The following is a 23,237-nucleotide window of genomic DNA, read 5'->3' as shown; positions in this document are numbered from 1 at the left end:
TCGCGGGTAGGTTTCAAAGGAGCGCCGCCGTGCCTGCACCGCCCGAAATGGATGTTGTCCTCGAACAGCTGCCTTTGAGGATCGGCGCCTATATCCCCGATGACTTGCTGGAGGACTGGTTTGCGCCGGGAACCGGCATGAACCCGGTCAGCAAGGAGGCGCTTGCCGCCGCGAAGAACTACGGTTGGCGCTTCGAATGCGAGTTCAAGCACTATCCGGAACGCAAGGAGGGCGTGTTCTGGAAGTGGGTGCCGGCGATCTGATCCGCGCTGGACCGGTTCATCGTTTCACGGAACCGCAGAACCGGTTTATCTTTGTTTTGACGCAATTCCGGACGGAAAACCGTTTCAAACTTTTCCTGGAATTGCTTAGCCTCCGCCGATCGGCATCGTCACCTTGCCGGTTCCGCCGCATTCGGGGCAGGTCCGGCCGTCGATCATGCCTGACCCCGCACAGCGGCGGCAAATGTTCTCGCCAGCGCCGGGGACGCCTGCCGGAACCTCGTCTATGTTGGTTTGAGCGGCTTGCCGGGGCTTGCCCTGCAGCTTGTTTCTCAACCGGGCGACCCAGCCTTCGTCGACCTCGAGCGGCCTGCTGCTATCGTCCGGCAGGCCTTCGCCGGATTGGCCGATGGTTTCATTGCGCGGCCGGTCATTCATGCCTGTCGTGATCTTCTGAGCCATTGCCGTTGCCTTTACGCCTTGCAATTTTTCGAACGCCTCAGCTCCGCGGAGGTTCCGGTTGCGGCCAACCGCCTTCAGCCGGGTTTTGCCCGCGCCGGCCGGCGGCCGCGGCTGGCGAGGATGGCGGGAAGCGTGACCGGACGAAAATCCCAGCTGTCGACGCCGACGTCATACTGGCGCGTGACCGGGGTGAGCCTGCCGTGCGAATGGCCATGCAGGTCGATCGATTTCCTGCCGATCTGGTTCCAGGTGCGAAAAGGGTAGTGGCAAAGGATCAGCAGGCTGCCGTCGAGCGCCAGCTCCTTGTAGTGTTGCGTGCTCGCCCAACCTGTGGCCTCGATGGTGGCCGCAGCATCGTTGTTGCCGATGATCAAATGCTTGCTGCCATGAAGAGACGCCAGAAGCGACGACACGAACGCGGCCGATCCCCTGGCAAAATCGCCGAGGTGCCAGACCTCGTCGTCCGGGCCGACAGTCTCGTTCCAGAACGCAATGAGCGCCCGATCATGCTCCGCCAGCGAGCCGAACGGGCGGCGGTCGATGCGCAAAATGCGCGGGTCGCTGAAATGCGTGTCGGCGGTGAAGTAGATCATGCGCGCTCGCTGGGGCCCGTTGTCGAACTGCCGCGCATGTAGGCGCGTGGCGCACCGAGTCCATCTTGCTCTCCCGATGCTTGCTCAACCCGCTCGATCGCCGGTTGTTCCTGTAAGCAGGCCTAGGCGGTTTCCGCTCGTTGGAACTTTAAGAAGGGGGAACTTTGAAACGGGGGAACTTTGAAATGAGACGCAGGTTAGAATGCTTGAGGCCGATGTTCTGAAAGGACCTCGATGATGACCGACGCAGCACCTTTTGGGCGAAGCCCACCGCGAGTGCGGGGCGATATCGACGCCGGGCGCGAAGGGGATAAGACACCGGGGATCGACCCAGCCGCGGCTCACATGGAGACGGACGCGGAATCCGCCGGCAACGCTCCGGAGAAAGATCCGGCTCCGCGCCATGAAACGCCGAAGTTCACCAACCAGGCGAGCTATGCCAATGCGATGCGCCCGCTGAAGGACGAGCCCGCCGTCCAACCGCGCAGATACGGGCCAGTCCTGGTGATTGCCGCCATCGTCGTGCTGGCCGCGGCAGTTTTTGTCGGCGCAGCCATGCTGCGCTGAATACCGTCCATCCGAGTGCAGTGGCTGGACATTTTGCTTCCGGTCCGGGACCTTGTTGTCGCGCCAGGTTCAGGCGTGAACGAGTCTGCTGCACATTGACCACCAACCATCAATTCTTTGCCCGTGACGCCACCATCGTCGCGCGCGACATGATTGGCGCCACGCTGCTCTTGCATGGCGTTGGCGGCATCATCGTCGAGACCGAGGCCTATCGCCCGGATGACCCGGCTTCGCACGCTTTCGGTGGCAGGACGGTGCGCAACGGCGCAATGTTCGGCGCCCCAGGCAGCGCCTATGTCTATCGCTCCTATGGCCTGCATTGGTGCCTCAATGCCGTCTGCCTGCCCGGCAGTGCCGTGCTCATCCGCGCAATCGAGCCGCAATCCGGGCTGGACGTGATGCGGGCCAATCGCGGCCTTGACGATCCCCGGCTGCTTTGTTCGGGACCGGGTCGCCTTTGCCAGGCGCTGGCAATCGACAAATCCCATGACGGGCTGCCGCTGGACGCGCCGCCATTCGAATTCAGGCTGCCCGGCGACGCCAGCGCCATTCTTACAGGCCGCCGGATCGGCATTTCCAAGGCTGTCGATGCGGCGTGGCGGTTCGGCCTGCGCGGCTCGAAATATTTGAGCCGCAAGTTCTGACGCCCGCGGCAGGGGCAGAGTAGCTGCCTGGCATCACTCGTCGGGTTTGCCGAGATGCATAGGCGTTCTCTGTTGGCGAGCTTCGCTGGTCACCTCGTCGGCTCCGGCAGGTGAAATCCCTCGCAACGCCTTCGCGGCTTCGATCAGGCGCCCGCGATCATTGCCGAAGCTCTTGATCAGCTGGCGAACCTGGTCGGCGGTGATGCCGTTCTGTTGGGCAAAATACTCGACTTCACGTTCATCTTCCGCGGAAACGCGATCGCGGTCGCGGAAATCTCGCTTGCTCTTATCGTCAGCCATTTTTTCCTCCTGGTGGAGCTTCGCATCAATGGCAACGTGGGCAAGCCGCTTTCGTTGCCGCGATCGGGCGGACTTTTGTGCGGCCGTGCCGACTGCCCAGGAACCATGAGGCGAGCAGCCGGTTTGGCTTGGATGCAGACCACGTTCGGCCACCAATTCATACCGATGGAGGTTACGATGACGCTCGCAAGCAAAACCACTGTAATTGCAGCCGCGCTGGCCATATTGACCGCGCCGGCATTCGGCCAGACGAGCCCGCCCGCGGCGCCGGCGCCGGATCGTGGCGCCGAACAGTCGCCCGGAGTGAGCGGGCAGGATGCCATGCGCGATATGATGCGCCAGATGATGACTGAGATGCTGGAGGAGAGAATGCAAGAGGATCGCGCGCCCCGGACAGAACGGCGAGGTCGCGACCACTGGCATCGTGACTACAGGATGGGCCCGCCTGACCGAGGTTGGGAGATGGGAGGCCGCGGTGGTATTGGACGCGGGATGCATGGCGCGAGGATGCGCATGATGTTCGCCATAGTGGATGCGGATGGCGATGGCGCGCTTTCTCAGAGCGAAGTCCAGGATTTCGTCGGGCGGATATTCAACGCCGTCGATGAGGACGGTGACGGCAGCGTCGACATGCAGGAAATCCGGTCCTTCTTCCACGGAGCAGGCGCCGAGGATCAGGAGTAAGTCTCCTACCGGTCGGCAAGGAGGCCCTAGCTGAGGCGGCGCCCCCTATGACGACCGGGGAGGGCGAAAACCGTCGCTGGCAGATGCATCGCTTGGCTGGCCTTGCCAAGCCGAATGCCGGGTCGCAACGATTCGAGACAGCAGGATTCAATGGCCATGACAGAGAAAACTCCAACCATCGCTCGTATCTGGCGCGGCAGAACCTTGCCTGAGAAGGCAGACGCCTATGAAAGCTACAATTATGAAGCCGGCATCAAGCCGCTGATCGAGAAGGCGCTGGGCGTGCAGACCTTTCGCGAGGACACGCCGACCCATGCAGAGTTCGTGACGATTTCCTATTGGGAAAATGTCGAGGCGATGGCGGCGTTCACCGGCGGCGATCCGACAAAAATCCACCATCTCGAGCGGGACGAAGAGTTCCTGATCGAGCTGCCGTCGCGGGTGCAGGTGTTGCGCATCCGCTCCAGTCACGGCCGCCTGCAATAGCCCTGAGGAGCGCCGCCCTGTTCGGCCCGACCTAATAAATCGCCGTCAGGTCGATTTCGGTAATGTGCCAGCGGCCGAGATTTGAGGTGTAAAGCCTGTCGCCCTTGAAGGCGATGTTGGTGGGATGGGCGAGCGTCGTTGCCGCCGGATCCTCGACCAGCACCTCGAGCCCGCGATCTTTTCGCCAGCGATAGATACGGCTGGGCTCGTAGCATGAGATGAACAGCGAACCGTCCGGCGCGAAGGCGACGCCATCGGGAACATTGTTCACGCCCTCCACAACGAGCTGGCGAGACCCTGCCGTGCCGTCGGCAAGGATCGGTACATAGCTGACGCAGGCTGCATGGCTTTCCACCACATAAAGCCCGCTCCCATCCGGCGCCATCGCCATGCCGTTGGCGAAGGCCATGGCCTCGCTACACCACAGGCCGCCTTCGCCCATCTGCAAATCATAGCGGAAGATGCCGGAGCGGTTGTCTTCGCCGAGGCTGTCGGAAACGTAGAGCCAGCCTCGTGTCTCGTCGACGATCGGATAGTTCGGCACGCGGATGCCAGCCGAGGCGAAGCGCTCCATATGACCCGTTCCGGCATTCCAGCGAAAGATCGCCGAATGTCTCAAATCGCAGGCAAAACAGTTTCCCGCGCTATCGAAGGCGATGCCGAGCAGAAAGCCGTCCGTGCCGCCCATGTGCTCGACGGAGCCGCCATCAGCGGCGAGGCGCAGCAGGTCGCCGGTTTCGGTGCCGCACCAGATCGAGCCGTCGCGATGGATAGCCACGCCTTCCGGATGGGCGACGCGCGGGCTGGTGAAGATGCCGTCGAAGAAGACCTTCGCGGCCGACATTTCGAGCAACGGCTTTGCCATGCGCCACCCCTCTTCAGCCTGTTGCGGTATGCGACCGCTGCACGGCAATACAGCGCTCGACCATCAGCCGGTCGGCCGCCAGGATCTCGGCGATAAGCGCGCCACGCTCCTTGGCGCTGACGAATTCGAGACGCCGCAGGCCAAGCGGGTCGATGCGGTTTCGCAGGATGTCGAGCGTCTCGTTCGAGGGCAGCGGAACCTCGCGGCAATCGGCATCGAATGTCAGGGCGAAGCCGGTGGCATCCTGGACCTGCTGGCGCGTCACGCCCGGCATGGTCTCGACGATGACCAATTGCCGGCTCTCCCGGTCGAGCCGAAAGATGCAAAGATCGGTGAACACCAGCGCCGCGCCGGTCCGATAGCCCATCGGCTCGCGTTCGGCCTCTGTCAGCAAGCCGCGCGCCGAGCTGGCGATCTCGACGGTGTCGACCAGCGACTGCGGGGAGTGGCGCGGGACGTAGAGCAGATAATCGCGATGCATGTTGGCGACATCAGCCATGCCGCCCTGCCCGGGCAGCCGGATGAGGCTGCCGTCGCGCTTGCGCAGCGCAATGGTGTTGACGCGCCCGCGTCGGTCGACCTGGGCGGCACCGACGATCTCATGCGTCACGGCGCCGGCCTGGTAATAGGTCGAATAGGTGTCGTCGCCGCCGGCATGGGCCACCGCTGTCTCGCAATCGAGGCTCTCGATCAACGACAGGATCATCGGGCTCGGCGCTATGTCGAGATGACCGCAACTCATCGTCGCGATGATCATGTCCGGCGCGTGCGTCGCCTTGGCCAGCCGGTAGGCGACATTGGCGAGCGGCGACACCGCGCCGGCGCTGGCAAAGCTCTCATTGTCGAGCTCGGCGGCGATGCGGGCAGCGATGATCTCGTCGATGGATGCCTTCTTTTCGCCGTGCACGAGCCCGGGCATTGCGAGGACTGTTTCAGCGCGGACTTTCGCAGCGTCTTGAACCCGCTCCGGCACACCTTCCGAAGGCACGCTCAGGCTGTCCGCCAAAGGTATCTCCTTGGCCGCCAACGCTTCCGCCAACGCTTGATAATCCGTCACATAGAATGGCAGGCAGGAGGCGGGATAGGCGCCGCCTGGCGCCAGCGCTATGGCCGACACCTGGTTGCGGGTCAAAATGTTTTGGCGACCAGCATGGCGCAGCGCTCCGACCGGGACGATTTCCTCGACCGTGACCAGCACCTGGCGCGCCGCGCCGGCCATGGCGAAGTCCAGCGCCCGTGGTCCGATGATCTGGACATTGCCGCTCTCGTCGGCACGCTGGGCATGGACGACGAACGTATCGAGCCGCAAGGCCGGGATGACCCCGGTCGTGATTCCGTCGACCGGATCGGGCGCGGCGATCGCGCCGGGCACGCGCGCCGGCATGTCCGAACCCTGCGGAAGCTGAAACGGCATCGACGGCAGGTTCTGCTGTGCCGCCCGCAACGCCTGGATCATGGCCAGCGCGGTCCAGTCGCGGACCGGCACGGCACTGGTCTCGGCAGTCGCGCGGAAACGGGGCGGCAAGCCAAAAATATCGAGGCTGGAAAAGCAGAGGTCGATTTCCGCCACGGCATTCGCTTCGAGAAGCAGCTCGAGCGGCAGGCCGCCGGCCCAGCAGACGTAGCGCAAATCCCTTACGCCCGACCGCGCGATGGCGCGCAGCAGGGCGATCGGCAGCCTGGCGAAATGATGGCCCCCGACACCGAAGACGCCGCCGCCGCCGACCATCGCGGCCAGGCCCTCGACATCGGTGAAGCGCGGCCGGTTTTGCTTGACCAGAGACGTCATTTCGCAGCCTTGGCCCGTGCCGCGCTCTTTTCAGCAAATTCCCTGACGCGCCGCTGGCCGATCTCGCTGCGGTAGAGGCTGCCCAGTATGTCGCGCTCCATGGCAAGGCCGCCGGCCAGATTGCCCGACACGGCATGCGCTGTCAGCGCTTTCAGCCCCTCGATCGCTGCGGCCGGTTCGGCGGCGATCATCTCGGCGAGTTCCAGCGCCCGCGGCATCAGCCTTTCGGCATCGACGATCTCGTTGACCAGCCCGGCGCCGACGAACTCGGAAGCCGGCACGATGGCGCCGGTCATCAGCAGAAAATTGGCGCGGTTGCGGCCGAGCTTCTGGACGCTGCGCTGCGTGCCGCCGCCGCCGGGGACCAGCCCGAGCTTGATCTCGGGCAGGCCGAGCTTCGCGAACTGGTTGGCGATCACGAGGTCGCAGCACAGCACCAGCTCCATGCCGCCGCCGAGCGCAAAACCGTTGACCGCGGCGATGACCGGCTTGCGGTTCTGCTCGACCGCCGCATACATGCGTGTGCCGGCGGCCTGGAAGGCGTCGAACTCTGCAGCTGTCTGGGCAGCATATTCTTTGATGTCGGCGCCGGCCATAAAGCCGCGCCCCTCGCCGGTCACCACGATCGCGCCGACGCCGTCATTCTTCGACAACGCCTCGAAAACTTCGGTGAACTCGCTTTGCATCAGCCGGTTCATCGCGTTGAGCTGATCGGCGCGCCGGAAGGTGACGACCGCGACGCGCCCGGATATTTCCAAACTGAGTGTCTGGTAAACGCTCATCGTCAGGCAGCATCCACGGTCATGTCGCCGGACGCCTCAAGCGCTGCAATCTCATCGCTGGAGAGGCCGAACTCGGCCAGTATCTCGCGGCCATGCTGGCCGACCAGCGGCGCCGGCCGTTCTATGGTAGCCGGCGTCTCGCTCATCTTGACCGCCGGCGCGACCACCCTGACCTTGCCACCGCGCGGATGATCGTAGCTGGTGATCATGCCCAGGTGCTTGACCTGCGGGTCCTCGGCCGCGCGCCTTATGTCCTTCACCTCGGCACACCAGATGTCGACCGCCAACAGCCGCGCCAGCAGGTCCTGCGTGGCAAACTTCCTGGTTTCGGCGTTGACTTTGTCGAACACCTCGTCGCGCTTGTCGAACAGCGTCTTCAGATCGTCGTAGACAGCAAGCTGCGGCGCCTCCAGCACTTCATACAGCGTCTTGAACGGGCTCATGGCGATCGACACATAGCCGCCGTCCTTCGCTTCGTAGATACCGAACGGCGCCTGCATGCCGGGGTGGCCGATGCCTGAATTCGGGCGCACGAAATCCTCGCCGAGATTGAGCACGGCGACATATTCCTGATTGAGATGCGCCAGCATGCCGGCCAGCAGATTGACCTCGATCTTCTGGCCCTTGCCGGTCTTCTCGCGATAGTAGAGCGCCGACAGGATGCCGTAGACCATGTTCATGGCGCCGATCTGGTCGGCCAGGCCGGCGCCGGCAGGAACAGGAGCCTGATCGCCGCGGCCGGTGTTGGAAATCAGCCCGGACAGTCCCTGGATCAGCATGTCCTGGCCGGGGCGCTCGACATAGGGGCCTTCCTCGCCATAGCCGGAGCCCGAGCAATAGATAATGGCGCGATTGACCGCCCTGAAATCCTCGTAACCATAGCCGAGCCTGGCGAGCACGCCGGGGCGGAAATTCTGCACCACCACATCCGCCTTCTTCGCCATATCCATGATGATGGCATGTACCTTGCGGCTCTTCAGGTTGAGCGCGATGGAGCGCTTGTTGCGGTTCCAGGCGAGAAAGTTCGGGCTTTCGGAGCCGCCGACCCATTTGGCGAAGAAGGTCATGCCGCGGAACATGTCGCCGGCGCCGGCACGCTCGATCTTGATGACGTCGGCGCCCATGTCGCCGAGCAGCTGCGTGGCGAACGGCCCTTGCAGCAGATGGCTGAAATCGAGAATGCGGACGCCTTCGAGGGCTTTGTTCATTTTTGTCTCGTTGGTTGTCAAAGCAGGTCGGGTACGTAGCGGGGTGCTGCGGTGAGGCCGCCGTCGACGCGCAGGTCGGTACCGGTGGTGAAGCCAGCGGCGTCGGAGGCGAGATAGACGGCGGCTTCGGCCACTTCGGACGGTTTGCCGATGCGGCCGAGCGGATGCATCTTCACCCAGGCCTTGGCGAGGTTGCCGCCGATCTCTTTGACCAGTTTGTCGTTCATTGGCGTGTTGATGGTGCCGGGCGAGATCGAGTTGACGCGAATGTTGAGCGGGCCGAACTCGACCGCCATCTGGCGCGTCATCGCCATCACCGCACCCTTGGCGCCGGCATAGGCGGTCCAGCCGTCGAGCCCGATATGACCTTGCGCCGAGGCCATGTTGATGATCGAGCCGGATTTCTGCGCGATCATGTGCGGCAGCGCATATTTGCAGCCGCGGAACACGCTGGTCAGGTTGACCGCGATCAGCCGGTGCCACTGCTCGTCGGTCATTTCGTGAACCGGCATGCCGCCGATGGCGATAGCGGCATTGTTGACCAGAATATCGAGATGGCCGGTCTTGGCGACGGCTGCGTCGATCAGGGCGGCGATGTCGGCCTCCTCCGCCACGTCGCAATGGACGTAGTCGGCGCGATGGCCGGCGGCGCGCAGTTCCGCGGCGAATTTTTCACCCTTCTCGTCGGCGATGTCGCCGAGGAAGACGTGCGCGCCTTCCCTTGCCATCGCCTCGCCGATCGCATGGCCGATGCCGTCGGCGGCGCCGGTAACGATTGCGGTTTTCCCTTTGAGACGATCCATATCAGCCTCCAATGGCGCGCCGGCGCTTTGCTTCGTCGAAGGCGACGGCGGCAATGATGATCATGCCGGTGATGACCAGTTGCCACTCGGTCGGCAGGCCGAGACCGCGCAGCCCGTTGGACAGGAATTGCAGGATCAGCACGCCAAGCGCCATGCCGGTCAGGCTGCCGATGCCGCCGGCAAGGCTCACGCCGCCGAGCACGGTGGCAGCGACGACCTGGAACTCGAAATTCAGCCCGGCCGTATGCTGGGCCGAACCGACGCGGGCGGCCAGGATGATGCCGGCAACCGTTGCAAGCAGCGCGCTGATGATGAAGCAGATGAATTTGACGCGGCGCACGTCGTAGCCTGCCAGCCGTGCCACTTCCGGATTGCCACCGACGGCATAGATCTGCCGTCCGAACGGACGATGCTGCATCATGTAGGCGAAGACGGCGAGCAGGACGATGGCGATGACCGCCGAATACGGAATGACATTGAACAGGCGGCCGTCCGACAGCGCAATGAAGCTGTCGAGCGCGGCATCGTCGGGGATGGCGCGCTGGCCGGTGTAGAGATAGACGCCGCCGCGCATGATGAACATCGTGCCCAGCGTCACGATCAGCGAGTTGATGCCGGCATAGGCGGTCAGATAGCCGTTCACCACGCCGATGATCAGCCCGAACAGCAGCGCACCACTGATGCCGAGCAGCAGCGAGTTGGTTTCGTTCATGATGATGATCAGCGGCAGGGCGATGGTCGCCAGCAGCGACCCTATCGAGATGTCGACCTCGCCGGACATGAAGACGATGGCGCAGCCGATGCCGGCGGTGAGCGCCAGCGACGCCTGTCCGAGCACATTGGTGATGTTGCGCACCGAGAAGAAGTTCTCTGCCGTCAGGGAAAAGAACGCAATCACCAGGATCAGGCAAAGCAGCAGGGCGAGCTCCTGCCGCGCCAGCAGCCGTGCCAGCATGGATGGCCCGGCTTTGATGGACTGGGTGCCTGCAAGACTCATCGCTTGCTCCCTTTGCGAAGCGTCATCATCTTAGCCGATCGCCGCATTGAGGATTTTCTCCTGCGTGGCCTCGTCGCGAGGCATGATCGCGGTGAGGCGGCCTTCGCACATCACCGCGATGCGGTCGGCAAGGCCCAGCAGTTCGGGCATTTCGGACGTCATCATGACGACCGCCAAGCCTTCGCCGGCGAGCCGGTCGATGAGCGCGAAAATCTCCGACTTGGCGCCGACGTCGATGCCGCGGGTCGGTTCGTCGACGACGATCACCTTGAGACCGCGCATCAGCCAGCGCGAGATCAGCACTTTCTGCTGATTGCCGCCGGACAGATTCTTGACCTGCTGGAACAGGCTGGGCGTCCTGATGCGAAAACGGTCGACATAGTCCTGCACCGCCTTGCGTTCCCTGGCCTTGTCGACGAAGCCCATTCTGGCGAAGGCACCGAGCGAGGCGAGGCTGGCATTCTGGTAGACCGGCAGCTCGCCCATCAGCCCTTCGCTCTTGCGATCCTCGGTGAGCAGTCCGATGCCGAGCCGGACGCCGGTGTGGGTATCGTGCGGCAGCAGCCTGCTGCCATCGACCGAAATGGCGCCGGAAGTGACCGGGTCGTAACCGACGATGGCCTTGGCGAGCTCCGTCCGGCCGGCCCCCATGAGGCCGAAGAAGCCGAGGACCTCGCCGGCATGCGCCTCGAACGATACGTCCTTCAGCTTCCTGGCGGTGCTGAGCCCTTCAACGGAAAGCGCGACCTTGCTGCCCGGCGCGCCGCGTTTGCGCGGGAACAGGTTTTCGATGCGCCGGCCGATCATGTCCTGGATCAGCGTATCGTTGGTGTGCTCGCCGATCGGCCTGGTCGAGACGTGACGGCCATCGCGCAGCACGGTCACGGTGTCGGCGATCTCGAAGACCTCGTCGAGCTTGTGGCTGACATAGAGCACCGCGATGCCGAGAGCGGCCAACCGGCGGATGACGGTGAACAGCAGCGAGACCTCGTTCGGCGTCAGCGAGGAGGTAGGCTCGTCCATCACCACGACGCGGGCTTCATGGGCGAGCGCGCGGGCGATCTCGACCATCTGCTGCTGGCTGACCGGCAGCGATCCGGTGCGCGCCGCCGGGTCGACGTTGAAGCCGATGCGCTTGAACAGAGCGGCCGCATCGGCACGGATCTTCTTCCAGTCGATCGAGCCGCCCTTGCCGGTCGGATAGCCCTCGAGGAAGATGTTTTCGGCGACGCTGAACTCGGCGATCAGCGCGATCTCCTGGAACACCACCTTGATGCCGTCTTTCAGGCTGTCGCGCGGCGACTTGATGTCGGCCTCACGGCCGCGCAGGCGGATGGTGCCGGCATCCTTGCCGTAGACCCCGGCCATGATCTTGATCAGCGTCGACTTGCCGGCGCCGTTCTCGCCCATCAGGGCGTGGATCTTGCCGGGTTCCAGGGTCAGATCGACATTGTCCAGCGCCACCACGCCGGGAAAGCGCTTGCCGATGCCGCGCATCTCGAGCGCCGGCACGCTTTTATCGACGGCCGCGGTTTTGCCGGGGTGGAGGAAATCAACCGACATTGGCTCTGTTCCGGACGATGTCGAGATAGGTTGCCATGATGATGACGATGCCAGGCACCACCATCTGCAGGTCCTGGTTCCAGCCGAGGATAATAATGCCGTTGTCGATGACCTTCAGCACCAGCACTCCAAGCAGCGTGCCGAGCAGCGAGCCGCGCCCGCCAAGCAGGCTGGTGCCGCCGAGGATGACGGCGGCAATCACGGTCAGCTCGAAGCCGCGGCCGGCGGTCGGCTGGCCGGCATTCATCAGCGACGACAGGATCATGCCGGCAATGCCGACGCAAAGGCCGGTGACGACGAAGGCGAACAGCTTCAGGCGTTGCGAGCGCACGCCGGAGAGGCGGACCGCCCGCTCATTGGCGCCGACCGCGTAAAGATAACGGCCGAGCGTGGTGAAGCGCAGCGTTGCCGCGGCTAGGGCGAAAATCAGCGCGGCAATGACCACCGGCAGCGGGATCGCGCCGATATAGCCGGCGCCGAGATCGGTAAAGCTTGCAAGCCGGTGGTGGTTCTGCACCGCTTCGCGGGTGAACAGATAGACGCCGCCCTGCAGCATCATCATGGTGCCGATGGTGGCGATCAGCGAGTTCACCTTAAGCCTGGTGACAACCAGCCCGTTGAACAGGCCGACCGCACCGGAAAAGGCGAGTGCCGCCAGCAGGCCGAGCGTCAGGCTGTGCGTCGAATTGAGTACGGCCATGCCGATGCAGCCGACAAAGGCCAGCGACGCACCGACCGACAGGTCGACTTCAGCGGTGATGATCAGCATCGTCATGCCGGAGGCGACGATCAGCACCAGCGCGCATTGGCGCAGGATGGCGATGATGTTGGCCTCGGAATAGAATTGCGGCGCCGCAATCGAGATGGCGATGCAGAGCACGGCCAGGATCACGCCGAGCACCAGCTGGCTGCTGCCCAGCAGCTGGCCGCCGATGAAACGCCTTGGCGCGGAGGATTGCGTAAGCTCGCTCATGTCCATTTCATTTCCGGGCCGCATCGGGTGCCGTCGCCGTTTGGAAACTGCCGGCCAAAACAGGGCGGTTGACCTGTTTTGCCGCCTGCATCCGATCCGATGCCCTTCCCGCGGCGCGGGAAGGGCTACCCGGAATCCTTACTTCTTCAGGTCGGCGGAAGTTTTCATGCATTTTTCCGGTGGCTGAAGCGCATTGACGGCATCCCATTTGATCGTTCGTGTGGTGCCGTCGTAGTCGTAGAACTTCTTCCAGTCGTCGCCGTTCATCGGCGCGGTCGGGCTGACGATGTGTTCCGGCACCTCTTCGCCGTTGAAGAGCTTAACCGCTGCATCGATGGCGGTGTAGCCTTCCTTTTCCGGGAACATCGCGGCTTCGATGCGATAGGACGGCTCGTTCTGCATGGCATTGATGAAGGCAAGGCCTTCGCCGCCGGTGCCGACCGTCAACAGGCCATCCTGCGACTTGCCGGCCGCTTTCCAGGCCTGAAGGCCGCCGAGCGACGAGGAATCGTTGATGCCGTAGATGATGTTGATGTCGGCGTTCTTGGCAAGTGCCGCCGAAGAGACTTCGAGCGCGCGGTCCGGATTGCCGCCGCCGTCGAGGTCGTGGACCATGACCGCGTCGGGGACGATGGTCTTGAGGCCGTCCATGAAACCCTGCGAACGCAGCACCGTGGCGGACAGCAGCGGCAGGCCGACATTCATCACCTTGGCTTTGCCTTCGAGCTTTTCCTTGGCGTATTTGCCGGCTTCGACGCCGGCGGTGTAGCCGGTGTCGTAGTCGCAGATCGCGACCATGGTGGTCATGCCCTTGACCGGATTGCCTTCGAGCACGACCGGAACGTTGTTGGATTTCGCCTGGCGCAGCAGCGGCACGACGCCTTCCTCGTTGACGGGCGTGATGATCAGGACGTCAACGCCCTTGGCCATGAAATCTTCGGCGGCGGAGACCTCCTTGGCAACGTCCAGATTGGCGTCCTGCACCTCGAGTTCGATACCGAGTTCCTTGGCGCGGGACTGCATGCCCTTGATAACGTTCTGATACCATTCATGCGTGGCGTAGTTGGTGACGTAGCCGATGCGCTTCGGCATGTTTTCGGCGTGTGCCGCGGCGGCGCTCAGAGCCAGCGCGGCCGCCGAGACAAACAGCATTGATTTGGACCAGTTCATGTTTCTTCTCCCTGTATTTTCTTGTCAGTTGCTGAACGGATAGTCCCGCCGTTCCGGGTCGGCACGTGGAGAGTTGGCAGCTTCGCCCGCGCCCAGCGCCGCCGATATCGTCTCGGCCGCCGCCTTCGTCCGTTCGAAGACGGTCTTGCGATCGAAGCGGGCGGCCTTTTGCGGCAGGAACGGGACTGTGAGCGCGGCAATGACCGCGCCGGTATGGTCGCGCACCGGCATCGAGATGTTGGTGCAGCCCTCGACAGCCAGCGAGGCGCGCATTTCATAGCCGAGCCTTGCGACGTCGTTCAGCCGCGCTTCGATTTCCGCCCGGCTGCCTTGGCCTTCGCCCGCAGCGACGATCCGTTCGACGATGCGGTCGCGCTCGGCGCGGCTCGAATGCGCCAGCAGCACCGCGCCGGAGCTCGTTTCGAGGATCGGGAAATGTGAGCCGAGGGCAACCGAATAACGCATCGGCAAAGGCGAATCGATCTGCAGCACGACCAGCGCGCTCTCGCCTTCGCGCACGACCAGATGGCAGCTCTGATCGGCATTGGCGGCGAGGCCGCGCATTACCGGCAGCGCGCATTCGACCAGGCGGTTTACCGGCGGATGCATATGCGCCAGCTCGAATAGCTTCAGCGACAGGCGGAAGCGGTCCGATTGCGTCCGGAAAATGTAGCCGCGCTTCTCCAGCAGCAGCAGGATGCGGTAGATCTCGTGAATGGAGCGCCCCATTCCGGTGGCGATCTCGGTCTGGGTCAGCGGCTCGCCGCTGGCAGCCATGAATTCCAGGATATCGAGCGCCTTCTCCACCGCCGGCACGCGATAGCCGTTGCGGCCGCTTTCGCCCTCGTCGACGATCTGGGCAATATCGGTGGCCATTACGCGACGCTCCGTTGCGGCTGGCCATGCCTAGTCTCGCGATAGAGCCGGTTCAGCCGGTCTGCCAACTCGGCCGCCTGCAATTCGCCGGCGAGCGCCGCCGCGGCATGAGGGGCGCATTGGCGGAAGAAGCTGATGAAGCCCGCATGGGTCGGGCGTAGATAGGAGGCTTCGATGGTCGCCAGCGTCGAGGCGAAGAAGCCGCCCGAGAGCGCGTTGACCTCGGTATCCTGCCACGCCGCCAGCGACCCCGGCTGTCCGCCGGATTTCACATAGTCGCCGCGCTGATAGCCGGGCGAGCACAGAAACAGCGCGTAGTCGATGGCTGCCTGTTTGTGTTGCGATTGCGTGCTGACGCCGATGCCGGCGCCGCCGAGCAAGGCGCCGGCGGATCGCGGCGTCGGCACATCGGCGAAGCGCAGATACGGCCTGTCTGCCTTGAAGGCATAGTTCACATAGCCGAAGGCGAACGGCACGTAGACCACATCGTCATGCGCGATCATATGATCGTAGCAGCGGATCGGGTTCCATTTCGGCGAATCCGGATGCGACAGCGCCGCAAGCTGGCGCAATTGCCCAACGGCCTGCTCGATTTTTTCCCTGGCAATGAACTCGTCGCCGTCTTCCCGCGGTTCGCCCAGCGTCAAAAGCAGGCACATGGCGTCAGTCGGCACCAACGGCAGCCCAAGCCATTTGCCGTCCTTCAAGGCGCGCCGGCCGAGCTCCAGCACCTCGTCATGGCTGCGCGGCAGCGGCCCGTAGCGCTCCAGGAGATCGGGGCGATACGAGGCAACCTGGCAGGCAGCATCGATCGGCAACGCCCATTGGCGCCCGTCCCTTGCGTAGGATTGCCAGGATGCGCCGACCGAATCCCGTTCGAAGCCGCGGCGCTGCTCAGCCGACAAATCGAACGGCACCATCAGCCCGCCTTCGGCAATATCGCCGATGAACGGATGGTCGAACACGACAAGATCATAGGCGCCGAGCACCGGACCAAGCGCGCCCTCGCCGAACTCGTAGAGGCTGCGGCGGTCCCATTCGATCTCAAGACCGGGATTGGCGGCACAATACGGCCCGATGCTGGCGTCGAGCGGACCCCAGCAGCGTCGGTGATCCCACGCGAGACCGCGCAGTCTTGTCATGCCCGAAATTCCTCCCTGAACTGCCCAGCCGATTAGTAGCAACTATTTTCACCTAGACAAGTAATTTTTACATACGCAAAACTAGTCTCGGCTCCGTTTGGCAGGGAAGCCGCCCAACCGCCGCTGGTGCGCATCGCATTGTCGCCGGCCTGCAACCAAAGGCTGCGACGGGTCTGGCTTTTTGGAACTTTCGCGACGAACATACGTTCGGTCGGCGCAACCATCTTGAGCAGCATCATTGGGCAGCGTCACTGGAATTCAGCGCCGAGTCGCAGGGAGCGGACGAAATGGCCCAACTGTGGGCGCGGCCATGAACCGGTTTACCGCCTTGGCATTCGCCACGTTTCTGGCGATAACTTCGATCTGGGTACTGTTTCTGGTTTCTTAAGATTTGGCTTTGGTTGCGTGGGATTTGCCGCTGGTTTGTTAGGATTTGGAGGGGTTCTCGACAGGTTGCCCGCTTAACGACATCCACGGCATGTGGTTCTGCCAGCCGGAGCCGCGTGCGTGAAGAAACTGTCGCCAGGAGCACACCGGCGCGCACATTCGGGGTTGGCAGCCACGCTGCCTGCAACGTTCCAATCGGTTTTCAGGAAACGGCGAGATCTCATGTTGCCGAGGGCGATCGTTCGAAACTGTGCCGCCATCCGTCCCGGCCGCATCGGCGCGTCGATGCTTCTTGCCGGGCTGCTTGCCGGCTGCCAGGGCGGCGTGCTCGACCCACAAGGGCCGGTGGGGGCGGCGCAGCGGACGATCCTGCTCAATTCGGTTGCCATCATGCTGGCCATCGTCATCCCGACGATCGTGGCGACGCTCGGCTTTGCCTGGTGGTTCCGGGAAACCAACACAAGAGCGCGGTATCTGCCGGAATGGGCCTATTCCGGACGCATCGAACTGGTGGTCTGGTCGATCCCTATCCTCGTCATCCTGTTTCTGAGCGGCATCATCTGGATCGGGTCGCATGACCTCGATCCAATGAAGCCGCTGGATTCCCAGCAAAAGCCGCTTGAGGTGCAGGTCGTCTCGCTCGACTGGAAATGGCTGTTCATCTACCCCGAGCAGAACGTCGCGAGCATCAACCAGCTCGTGGTGCCGGCGGGCAGGCCGGTGCATTTCTCGCTTACCTCGGCAAGTGTCATGAACGCGTTCTTCGTGCCTCAGCTCGGCGGCATGATCTACACGATGAACGGCATGACGACGCAGCTTCACCTGCAGGCGGACCAGCAGGGCGAATTCTATGGGCGGTCGGCCCATTTCAGCGGCGACGGCTTTCCAGGCATGCAATTCGTGCTGCATGCTGTCGCGGTGGACGACTTCGACGCGTTCGTCAATTCGGCGCGAAGCCAGGGACAGGCACTCGACAAGGCCAGCTACCAGGAACTGGCCCGACAGAGCCTGGACGTGCCGCCTTCGACCTATCGCTCGGTCGAGCCGGATCTTTTCCATGAAATCGCGACGCAGGGCGTTCCGCCCGCGCCCGGCCCCCAGGCCGGTCGCCCCGAGCCGAGCGTATCGCCCAAGACAGGAGGCTGACAATGCTCGGAAAATTGAGCTGGGACGTCATTCCGTTGGATCAGCCTCTGCCGATGATCGCCTCGGCGGTCGTCGCCCTGGCAATCCTCGGCGTGCTGGCCTGGGTCTTCCTGGCCGGCCATTTCCCCTATCTGTGGCGCGAATGGATCACAAGCGTCGATCACAAGCGGATCGGCGTCATGTACACGCTGCTGGCGCTGCTGATGCTGCTGCGCGGCTTCAGCGACGCCATCATGATGCGGTCCCAGCAGGCCCTCGCCTTCCAGGCGCCCGGCTATCTGCCGCCCGACCACTTCAACCAGGTCTTTTCCGCCCACGGCACCATCATGATCTTTTTCGGGGCGATGCCGTTCGTCATCGGCCTGATGAACCTGGTCGTGCCGCTGCAGCTCGGCGTCCGCGACGTTGCCTTTCCAACGCTCAACTCGGTGAGTTTCTGGCTCACCGCCACCGGTGCGCTGCTGGTCAACATCTCGCTGGTGATCGGCGAATTCGCGCGCACCGGATGGCTGCCCTATCCGCCGCTCAGCGAGACCGCCTACTCGCCGGGCGTCGGCGTCGATTATTATCTGTGGGCAGTGCAGATAGCGGGCGTCGGAACGCTGCTCACCGGCATCAATTTCGTCACCACGATCCTGAAGATGCGGGCGCCCGGCATGAGTTACCTCAGGATGTCGATGTTCTGCTGGACCTCACTCGCCGCCAGCTTGCTCATCGTCGCCGCGTTCCCGGTCCTCACCGCGACGCTCGCGATGCTGACGCTCGACCGCTATTTCGGCTTTCATTTCTTCACCAATGAAGCCGGCGGCAACATGCTGATGTTCGTGAACCTGATCTGGGCCTGGGGCCATCCCGAGGTCTACATCCTCGTCCTGCCGGCGTTCGGCATCTTCTCGGAGGTTATCTCCACGTTCTCCAGCAAGCCGCTGTTCGGCTACCGCTCGATGGTGGCCGCGACGCTCTTCATCTGCATCGTCTCCTTCATGGTGTGGCTGCACCACTTCTTCACCATGGGAGCCGGCGCCGACGTCAACGCCGCGTTCGGCATCGCCACCAGCATTATCGCTGTCGGTACCGGCGTGAAGATCTGCAACTGGATGTTCACCATGTATGGCGGCCGCATCCGCTTCGCGACGCCAATGCTGTGGTCGCTGGGCTTCATGGTGACGTTCGTCATCGGCGGCATGACGGGCGTTTTGCTGGCCGTGCCGCCGGCCGATTTCCTGCTCCACAACAGCCTGTTCCTGGTGGCGCATTTCCATAACGTCATCATCGGCGGTGTGCTGTTCGGCGCCTTCGCGGGATATACCTACTGGTTTCCCAAGGCATTCGGATTCCGGCTGCACGAGGGCTGGGGCAAGCTGGCCTTCTGGCTGACGCTGATCGGCTTCTACGCCACCTTCGTGCCGCTCTACACCGTCGGCCTGCTCGGCATGACCCGCCGCATGCAGCATTTCGACGTGCCGGCCTGGTATCCCTGGGTGCTGGTTGCCGGCGCCGGCATGTTAATCACCACCGCCGGCGTGGTCGCCCAGATCATTCAGCTCGTCGTCAGCATCCGACAGCGCGCGGCGCTTCGCGATGTCACCGGGGATCCCTGGGACGGGCGTTCGTTGGAATGGGCCACACCCTCGCCGCCGCCGGTCTTCAACTTCGCCGCGCTTCCGCATGTCGAGGGCGAAGAGCCCTACTGGAGCATCAAGCAGCGGGCACGCGAGCAAAACCGGCTGCGCGACGAGCCTGAATACGAGCCGATCGAGATGCCGCGCAACAGTCCCACCGGGTTCATCTGCGCCTTCTTTGCGACCGTGATGGGTTTCGCCCTCATCTGGCACATCTGGTGGATGGTGGCGCTCGGCGCGCTCGGTGCTTTCGCCACCTTCGTCGTATTCGCGTGGCGCGACATACCCGAATACGTCATTCCTGCCGCCGAAGTCGCCCGGATCGACCGCGCCAACCGAAGTGCCCGCCGCGAGGCGCTGGCCACGTATACGGGGCCAAGGCCATGACCGCGATCGACGTTCGAGAGCGTGACCCCTACCACCTCGGCCATCGCGGGCACGGCCATGCCCCCGGCCATGGCGACGGCGGACCGGCACCGATCCGGATCGTCGTCGGCTACGGCTTCTGGATCTTCCTTCTGAGCGACATCGTGATGTTCTCGGCCTTCTTTGCGGCCTACGCTGTGCTGGCGGGCAAGACGGCGGGCGGACCAAGCGGAGCCGAGCTGTTCGACCTGCGCAACGTCGCGATCGAGACGGCGGCCCTGCTGTTGTCGAGCTTTACCTGCGGTCTCGCCAGCCTCGCCGTGACCGCGCGGCGAAGCTCCTGGTTCTATGTTGCGATGGCTGTCACTTTCGTGCTCGGCGCCAGCTTCATCCTGCTCGAGCTGCGCGAGTTCGCGCATATGATTGCCCGCGATGCCGGACCGACGCGCAGTGCTTTCCTGTCGGCGTTCTTCACGCTGGTGGGATGCCATGGCCTGCACGTGACGGCGGGGCTGCTGTGGCTGCTCACGATGATGGCGCAGATCTTCGCCAAGGGATTCCGCGACGATATTCTTCGGCGTTTCATGTGCTTCAGCCTGTTCTGGCACGCCCTCGACATCATCTGGGTCGCCCTGTTCACGGTGGTCTATCTCCTGGGAGCAAGTCGATGAGCAATGCTGACGACCGCCATGCGCAAAGGCGCGACACCGATGGCCTGGAGCGCTACGACATCGATACGGCGCCGGGTGACGAATACCTCGGCGACGCCGAGGTCGGATCCGGGTTACGCGGCTATGTGATCGGCCTCGGGCTGGCAACGCTGTTGACCATCGCCTCGTTCTGGTTGCTCGGAACCAACCTTATATGGGCACCGGGCATCCCGGTGGCGCTGATTGTGCTGGCGATCGCGCAGATGGGCGTGCATCTCGTCTTCTTCCTGCATATCACGACGGGGCCGGACAACACCAACAACGCCCTGGCGCTTGCCTTCGGCGTGCTGATCGTCGTCCTGGTGATCGGCGGCTCGATCTGGATCATGGCCAACCTCGACCACAATTTGATGCCGACGAATGCGATCATGAACATGAACCGCTAGTGACAGTTCCGGCCGTTGGCCGCAGTTCATGCGACAGCCAGCTCGGTCTCAAGCCCGTTCGAATGTGTCGACGACCTCGGCCGCTCCCAGGGCGCGGGGCGCGGCCTCCTTGAGCACATCCATCACCCTGTCTGAGGCTCCCGCATAAAAACCATGAGCCGCCGATGTTCCGATCGCCGCAACTCGGTCAAACCGGATAGCGCGCCGTTGCCCGGAACATTCGCCGAGGAAGCGGGTTTTTCGGTTCGGACGCATCGCCGCGGAATAACGGCAATGGGCTCGGCAATGGACGAAGGGCGGCGCGACATGACCGGGCTAAGCGGCACACAATCGGGCGGAGCAAAAGGTGTTGTGGTCGCGTTCTCCGCGCCGGGCGGCGAGACCGTCTATGCCCACGAATGGGAGACCGTCGCTGCCGTCGCGCGCACGATTGCGGCGTTGAAGGGATTTTCCTTCCGCCAGGGCCTGCGTGACTGGGGCGGTGACAACGGCGGGCTGTATTTCGTGCCGGACGACAGCCTGCTTGCCGCCGATGCGGTCCAACTGGGCATCAACGGGCCCGACGACCTCTTCGGCGGTGTGGTGCCCTGGCGCCTCGCAACCACCAAGGCCATAACCCACGAGCTGGTGGACGGGTCGGCGGCACGGCCAAAAGATTGGCCAGCCGGCTTCGGCAGCGCCGTCGGCGCGGCCGTACTGCCCGGCTACACCGCATTTTCACGCGATGACGCGCTGCGCGCAGCGGAACGTCTGCTGCAGCTCGGGCTGGTCCGGTTCAAGCCACCGCGCGCTTCGCGGGGCCGCGACCAGCACACCGCCGCGACGGTCGCCGATATCGAAAGGCTGCTGGAACGATATCCATCCTCCGACCTAAGCGAATACGGGCTTGTTCTCGAAACGGAGCTTCGCGACATTGTCACGCTGAGCATTGGCAGAACCGCGATCGACGGAACATCGGTCAGCTATTACGGCGTGCAGCGGATGACCGCCGACAATGCCGGACAGCCCGTTTACGGCGGATCCGATCTGGTCGTCGTGCGCGGCGGATGGGAAGCGCTCGACAGGCTGCAGCTGTCTCCGGCGCTGACTTTGGCTGTGGCGCAGGCGAGGACCTACGACGCGGCGATGCTTGGCCATCCCGGATTCTTCGCCTCGAGGCGCAACTACGACATCGGCCAAGGTGTCGATTCCTCGGGCATCTGGCGATCGGGTGTGCTGGAAGCCAGCTGGCGGATCGGCGGCAGCAGCACGGCAGAGCTTGCGGCAATGGAGGCCATGACGCGTGACCCCGACGTACAGCTCGTGCATGCGTGCGCGGTCAAGCAATTCGGCAACACCGCGCAGATGCCGCTGGATGCAGAAATCCACTTCCACGGAGAGGACCCCGTGGAGGGCCAAATCACGCGTTATACCGTCGTCACGCAGGCGATCCGAGGACCGGTCAGGAAGCCAGCCGATCGTCATTTTAGGTCGAAGTGAAACACGCTTTTGGCAGGGAACATCCGCGAATGGCCCGAGTTTGTTTCAGGCAGCCAGCCAATCCCGGCCATCGAAGCGAAACTGAGCGACCACAAGGACATCGGCGTCCTGACTGACCTTACCGATTTCGAAGACATGACGGCTGGCGCCTTGCGGTGCGACCTGCAGTATGGGTTGCGCAAACTTGGCGAGCTCCACCGCTTCAAACGTGCCGCCGTGATTTCCGACAAGCAGTGGATCAAGGCAGCCACGGAAATGACGGACGCACTGTTTCCGCAAATCGAGGCGCGGGTGTTCCCGGAGGACGAGAAGGCCCAGGCCCTGAAATGGGTAGCGGCCGTACAATAGCGGCGTTGCCTGCAGGAGTGATTACGGAAATGGCCTTGCCAACCGTTTACGACAAACGACAGGATCCGGAAGGCCTTTGGGAGGTCTATGACAGCGAGAGTGACGAGGCCGTCGTGGTCGGCGGATTTGCCGCTTTCCGATCTCGACGAAAGCGAAGCCGGTGAAGCGATTGAAAAGCTCAATCGGGGCGAGCTGACGTCGGACAACATCCCCGAGACGGTTCGGTCAGGGTGGCCTCCGACCAAGGACGGATTGTGATGACAACCGGACGGACGTCACCGAGGACGACCGGTCGCGGATCTACGGCGAGGCCTTGACGCCTAACGCGCGGGCCTTGTCCTCGAAGTCGTCGCGAATGTCCTCGATCGTCGGCAGATGCAGGCGTCGCAGCTGGGCGTGCAACTTTTTGGCAGCGTCGGAATTCAGGTCGCGCTTGAAATTGGTCGCGACCTCCTCAGCCGAGCCGTAACGGCGATAGCGCTCGATCTCGGTCTTCGTGGCCTGCTGGACATGTTCGAGCATCTTGCGCTCGGCATCGGATTTTCCGTCGGGTTTGGCCCGCATGACCGGATTGAAGGCTTTGCTGATAACGAATTCGACGAGTTCTTGCTGGGCGTGAGCCATGCTTGTTCTCCCTCGAAGAAGGCCTGTCTGGGCTTGGAACGGTT

The 23,237-nt window shown here is 63.4% G+C and carries 27 protein-coding genes; 11 read left to right on the top strand and 16 right to left on the bottom strand.

What is annotated here, in order from left to right:
- Positions 1-29 precede the first annotated feature (29 nt).
- Positions 30-263 (top strand): hypothetical protein, encoded by a 234-nt coding sequence (locus NKH01_RS26470; RefSeq protein WP_292659223.1) that lies wholly within the window; start codon positions 30-32, stop codon positions 261-263.
- A gap of 105 nt (positions 264-368) precedes the next feature.
- On the opposite strand, the gene NKH01_RS26465 is transcribed toward NKH01_RS26470, so the two are convergent.
- Positions 369-683: a hypothetical protein gene (locus NKH01_RS26465; RefSeq protein ID WP_353023235.1), complete on the bottom strand. Its 315-nt coding sequence runs from the start codon at positions 681-683 to the stop codon at positions 369-371.
- A 74-nt stretch (positions 684-757) separates the two neighbouring features.
- The gene (locus NKH01_RS26460) at positions 758-1,276 is read right to left on the bottom strand and encodes a metallophosphoesterase (RefSeq protein ID WP_353023195.1); all 519 of its coding nucleotides are present in this window, start codon (positions 1,274-1,276) and stop codon (positions 758-760) included.
- Between the two features lie 237 nt (positions 1,277-1,513).
- On the opposite strand from NKH01_RS26460, the gene NKH01_RS26455 reads away from it, so the two are divergent.
- Both NKH01_RS26455 and NKH01_RS26450 read left to right on the top strand, forming a co-directional pair.
- A complete protein-coding gene (locus NKH01_RS26455) occupies positions 1,514-1,843 on the top strand; it encodes a hypothetical protein (protein ID WP_353023193.1) in 330 nt (109 codons plus the stop codon).
- A gap of 95 nt (positions 1,844-1,938) precedes the next feature.
- Positions 1,939-2,487 (top strand): DNA-3-methyladenine glycosylase, encoded by a 549-nt coding sequence (locus NKH01_RS26450; protein WP_353023191.1) that lies wholly within the window; start codon positions 1,939-1,941, stop codon positions 2,485-2,487.
- 33 nt (positions 2,488-2,520) lie between these two features.
- On the opposite strand, the gene NKH01_RS26445 is transcribed toward NKH01_RS26450, so the two are convergent.
- Positions 2,521-2,787 carry a DUF3606 domain-containing protein gene (locus NKH01_RS26445; RefSeq protein WP_023720478.1) on the bottom strand — a complete coding sequence of 89 codons (267 nt, stop codon included), beginning with the start codon at positions 2,785-2,787 and terminating at the stop codon, positions 2,521-2,523.
- A gap of 105 nt (positions 2,788-2,892) precedes the next feature.
- Between NKH01_RS26445 and NKH01_RS26440 the strand changes: the two genes are divergently transcribed.
- Together NKH01_RS26440 and NKH01_RS26435 are read left to right on the top strand one after the other, a co-directional pair.
- Positions 2,893-3,471: an EF-hand domain-containing protein gene (locus NKH01_RS26440; RefSeq protein ID WP_353023189.1), complete on the top strand. Its 579-nt coding sequence runs from the start codon at positions 2,893-2,895 to the stop codon at positions 3,469-3,471.
- Positions 3,472-3,627: 156 nt separating this feature from the next.
- Positions 3,628-3,957, top strand: a complete 330-nt coding sequence (locus NKH01_RS26435; RefSeq protein WP_352640318.1) for an antibiotic biosynthesis monooxygenase family protein — start codon at positions 3,628-3,630, stop codon at positions 3,955-3,957.
- 31 nt (positions 3,958-3,988) lie between these two features.
- Here the strand turns inward: NKH01_RS26435 and NKH01_RS26430 are convergent, their stop codons facing one another.
- The 12 genes from NKH01_RS26430 to NKH01_RS26375 all read right to left on the bottom strand — a co-directional run bounded on the left by NKH01_RS26430 (position 3,989) and on the right by NKH01_RS26375 (position 16,364).
- Positions 3,989-4,822, bottom strand: a complete 834-nt coding sequence (locus NKH01_RS26430; protein ID WP_352640319.1) for an SMP-30/gluconolactonase/LRE family protein — start codon at positions 4,820-4,822, stop codon at positions 3,989-3,991.
- 13 nt (positions 4,823-4,835) lie between these two features.
- Positions 4,836-6,611: a CoA-transferase gene (locus tag NKH01_RS26425; protein WP_353023187.1), complete on the bottom strand. Its 1,776-nt coding sequence runs from the start codon at positions 6,609-6,611 to the stop codon at positions 4,836-4,838.
- On the bottom strand, positions 6,608-7,393 hold the full coding sequence (locus NKH01_RS26420) for an enoyl-CoA hydratase/isomerase family protein (RefSeq protein ID WP_353023185.1): 786 nt from the start codon (positions 7,391-7,393) through the stop codon (positions 6,608-6,610). Before NKH01_RS26420 ends, NKH01_RS26425 begins: the two co-directional genes overlap by 4 nt.
- Before the next feature lie 2 nt (positions 7,394-7,395).
- The gene (locus tag NKH01_RS26415; RefSeq protein WP_353023183.1) at positions 7,396-8,601 is read right to left on the bottom strand and encodes a CaiB/BaiF CoA transferase family protein; all 1,206 of its coding nucleotides are present in this window, start codon (positions 8,599-8,601) and stop codon (positions 7,396-7,398) included.
- Positions 8,602-8,618: 17 nt separating this feature from the next.
- Positions 8,619-9,404: an SDR family NAD(P)-dependent oxidoreductase gene (locus NKH01_RS26410; RefSeq protein WP_353005778.1), complete on the bottom strand. Its 786-nt coding sequence runs from the start codon at positions 9,402-9,404 to the stop codon at positions 8,619-8,621.
- Position 9,405: 1 nt separating this feature from the next.
- Complete coding sequence (locus tag NKH01_RS26405) at positions 9,406-10,401, bottom strand: ABC transporter permease (protein WP_353023181.1); 996 nt, start codon at positions 10,399-10,401, stop codon at positions 9,406-9,408.
- A 30-nt stretch (positions 10,402-10,431) separates the two neighbouring features.
- On the bottom strand, positions 10,432-11,964 hold the full coding sequence (locus NKH01_RS26400) for a sugar ABC transporter ATP-binding protein (RefSeq protein WP_353023179.1): 1,533 nt from the start codon (positions 11,962-11,964) through the stop codon (positions 10,432-10,434).
- The gene (locus NKH01_RS26395) at positions 11,954-12,937 is read right to left on the bottom strand and encodes an ABC transporter permease (protein WP_353023177.1); all 984 of its coding nucleotides are present in this window, start codon (positions 12,935-12,937) and stop codon (positions 11,954-11,956) included. The genes NKH01_RS26400 and NKH01_RS26395 overlap by 11 nt, the downstream gene beginning before the upstream one ends.
- A 138-nt stretch (positions 12,938-13,075) precedes the next feature.
- Positions 13,076-14,107: a sugar ABC transporter substrate-binding protein gene (locus tag NKH01_RS26390; protein ID WP_352918151.1), complete on the bottom strand. Its 1,032-nt coding sequence runs from the start codon at positions 14,105-14,107 to the stop codon at positions 13,076-13,078.
- 24 nt (positions 14,108-14,131) lie between these two features.
- Positions 14,132-14,983 (bottom strand): IclR family transcriptional regulator, encoded by an 852-nt coding sequence (locus tag NKH01_RS26385; RefSeq protein ID WP_352640325.1) that lies wholly within the window; start codon positions 14,981-14,983, stop codon positions 14,132-14,134.
- Entirely contained in the window at positions 14,983-16,125 is a 1,143-nt protein-coding gene (locus tag NKH01_RS26380; RefSeq protein ID WP_353023175.1) for an extracellular solute-binding protein, read from the bottom strand. Before NKH01_RS26380 ends, NKH01_RS26385 begins: the two co-directional genes overlap by 1 nt.
- Before the next feature lie 32 nt (positions 16,126-16,157).
- Positions 16,158-16,364, bottom strand: coding sequence for a hypothetical protein (locus NKH01_RS26375; protein ID WP_353023173.1), 207 nt, complete (start codon positions 16,362-16,364; stop codon positions 16,158-16,160).
- A 370-nt stretch (positions 16,365-16,734) separates the two neighbouring features.
- Here NKH01_RS26375 and cyoA point away from each other — a divergent pair, with 370 nt between their 5' ends.
- The 6 genes from cyoA (at position 16,735) to NKH01_RS26345 (ending at position 22,569) form a co-directional block, all read left to right on the top strand.
- Complete coding sequence (gene cyoA, locus NKH01_RS26370; RefSeq protein ID WP_353023171.1) at positions 16,735-17,658, top strand: ubiquinol oxidase subunit II; 924 nt, start codon at positions 16,735-16,737, stop codon at positions 17,656-17,658.
- A gap of 2 nt (positions 17,659-17,660) precedes the next feature.
- Positions 17,661-19,667: a cytochrome o ubiquinol oxidase subunit I gene (gene cyoB, locus NKH01_RS26365; RefSeq protein ID WP_353023169.1), complete on the top strand. Its 2,007-nt coding sequence runs from the start codon at positions 17,661-17,663 to the stop codon at positions 19,665-19,667.
- Complete coding sequence (gene cyoC, locus NKH01_RS26360; protein WP_352640329.1) at positions 19,664-20,317, top strand: cytochrome o ubiquinol oxidase subunit III; 654 nt, start codon at positions 19,664-19,666, stop codon at positions 20,315-20,317. Before cyoB ends, cyoC begins: the two co-directional genes overlap by 4 nt.
- The gene (gene cyoD, locus NKH01_RS26355; RefSeq protein WP_023720496.1) at positions 20,314-20,742 is read left to right on the top strand and encodes a cytochrome o ubiquinol oxidase subunit IV; all 429 of its coding nucleotides are present in this window, start codon (positions 20,314-20,316) and stop codon (positions 20,740-20,742) included. The genes cyoC and cyoD overlap by 4 nt, the downstream gene beginning before the upstream one ends.
- A gap of 273 nt (positions 20,743-21,015) precedes the next feature.
- Positions 21,016-22,221, top strand: a complete 1,206-nt coding sequence (locus NKH01_RS26350) for a DUF3182 family protein (RefSeq protein ID WP_353023166.1) — start codon at positions 21,016-21,018, stop codon at positions 22,219-22,221.
- 9 nt (positions 22,222-22,230) lie between these two features.
- A complete protein-coding gene (locus NKH01_RS26345; RefSeq protein ID WP_353023164.1) occupies positions 22,231-22,569 on the top strand; it encodes a SpoIIAA family protein in 339 nt (112 codons plus the stop codon).
- 300 nt (positions 22,570-22,869) lie between these two features.
- On the opposite strand, the gene NKH01_RS26340 is transcribed toward NKH01_RS26345, so the two are convergent.
- The gene (locus NKH01_RS26340; protein WP_352481450.1) at positions 22,870-23,193 is read right to left on the bottom strand and encodes a hypothetical protein; all 324 of its coding nucleotides are present in this window, start codon (positions 23,191-23,193) and stop codon (positions 22,870-22,872) included.
- Positions 23,194-23,237 lie beyond the last annotated feature (44 nt).

It is taken from the genome of Mesorhizobium sp. M1403, assembly GCF_040317695.1.
GTDB lineage: Bacteria > Pseudomonadota > Alphaproteobacteria > Rhizobiales > Rhizobiaceae > Mesorhizobium.
The sequence above is the reverse complement of the archived record's forward strand: the minus strand, read 5'-3'. Positions and strand labels throughout refer to the sequence as shown.

Bases quoted from the DNA above. Each gene is read 5' to 3' on its own strand.
- cyoB (WP_353023169.1), top strand. From the start codon at position 17,661: ATGCTCGGAAAATTGAGCTGGGACGTCATTCCGTTGGATCAGCCTCTG.
- NKH01_RS26380 (WP_353023175.1), bottom strand. From the start codon at position 16,125: ATGACAAGACTGCGCGGTCTCGCGTGGGATCACCGACGCTGCTGGGGT.
- NKH01_RS26340 (WP_352481450.1), bottom strand. From the start codon at position 23,193: ATGGCTCACGCCCAGCAAGAACTCGTCGAATTCGTTATCAGCAAAGCC.
- cyoC (WP_352640329.1), top strand. From the start codon at position 19,664: ATGACCGCGATCGACGTTCGAGAGCGTGACCCCTACCACCTCGGCCAT.
- NKH01_RS26465 (WP_353023235.1), bottom strand. From the start codon at position 683: ATGGCTCAGAAGATCACGACAGGCATGAATGACCGGCCGCGCAATGAA.
- NKH01_RS26395 (WP_353023177.1), bottom strand. From the start codon at position 12,937: ATGAGCGAGCTTACGCAATCCTCCGCGCCAAGGCGTTTCATCGGCGGC.
- NKH01_RS26410 (WP_353005778.1), bottom strand. From the start codon at position 9,404: ATGGATCGTCTCAAAGGGAAAACCGCAATCGTTACCGGCGCCGCCGAC.
- NKH01_RS26390 (WP_352918151.1), bottom strand. From the start codon at position 14,107: ATGAACTGGTCCAAATCAATGCTGTTTGTCTCGGCGGCCGCGCTGGCT.
- NKH01_RS26375 (WP_353023173.1), bottom strand. From the start codon at position 16,364: ATGATGCTGCTCAAGATGGTTGCGCCGACCGAACGTATGTTCGTCGCG.
- NKH01_RS26430 (WP_352640319.1), bottom strand. From the start codon at position 4,822: ATGGCAAAGCCGTTGCTCGAAATGTCGGCCGCGAAGGTCTTCTTCGAC.
- NKH01_RS26405 (WP_353023181.1), bottom strand. From the start codon at position 10,401: ATGAGTCTTGCAGGCACCCAGTCCATCAAAGCCGGGCCATCCATGCTG.
- NKH01_RS26415 (WP_353023183.1), bottom strand. From the start codon at position 8,601: ATGAACAAAGCCCTCGAAGGCGTCCGCATTCTCGATTTCAGCCATCTG.
- cyoA (WP_353023171.1), top strand. From the start codon at position 16,735: ATGTTGCCGAGGGCGATCGTTCGAAACTGTGCCGCCATCCGTCCCGGC.
- NKH01_RS26440 (WP_353023189.1), top strand. From the start codon at position 2,893: ATGAGGCGAGCAGCCGGTTTGGCTTGGATGCAGACCACGTTCGGCCAC.
- NKH01_RS26425 (WP_353023187.1), bottom strand. From the start codon at position 6,611: ATGACGTCTCTGGTCAAGCAAAACCGGCCGCGCTTCACCGATGTCGAG.
- NKH01_RS26445 (WP_023720478.1), bottom strand. From the start codon at position 2,787: ATGGCTGACGATAAGAGCAAGCGAGATTTCCGCGACCGCGATCGCGTT.
- NKH01_RS26350 (WP_353023166.1), top strand. From the start codon at position 21,016: ATGGGCTCGGCAATGGACGAAGGGCGGCGCGACATGACCGGGCTAAGC.
- NKH01_RS26455 (WP_353023193.1), top strand. From the start codon at position 1,514: ATGACCGACGCAGCACCTTTTGGGCGAAGCCCACCGCGAGTGCGGGGC.
- NKH01_RS26385 (WP_352640325.1), bottom strand. From the start codon at position 14,983: ATGGCCACCGATATTGCCCAGATCGTCGACGAGGGCGAAAGCGGCCGC.
- NKH01_RS26420 (WP_353023185.1), bottom strand. From the start codon at position 7,393: ATGAGCGTTTACCAGACACTCAGTTTGGAAATATCCGGGCGCGTCGCG.
- NKH01_RS26435 (WP_352640318.1), top strand. From the start codon at position 3,628: ATGACAGAGAAAACTCCAACCATCGCTCGTATCTGGCGCGGCAGAACC.
- NKH01_RS26460 (WP_353023195.1), bottom strand. From the start codon at position 1,276: ATGATCTACTTCACCGCCGACACGCATTTCAGCGACCCGCGCATTTTG.
- NKH01_RS26400 (WP_353023179.1), bottom strand. From the start codon at position 11,964: ATGTCGGTTGATTTCCTCCACCCCGGCAAAACCGCGGCCGTCGATAAA.
- cyoD (WP_023720496.1), top strand. From the start codon at position 20,314: ATGAGCAATGCTGACGACCGCCATGCGCAAAGGCGCGACACCGATGGC.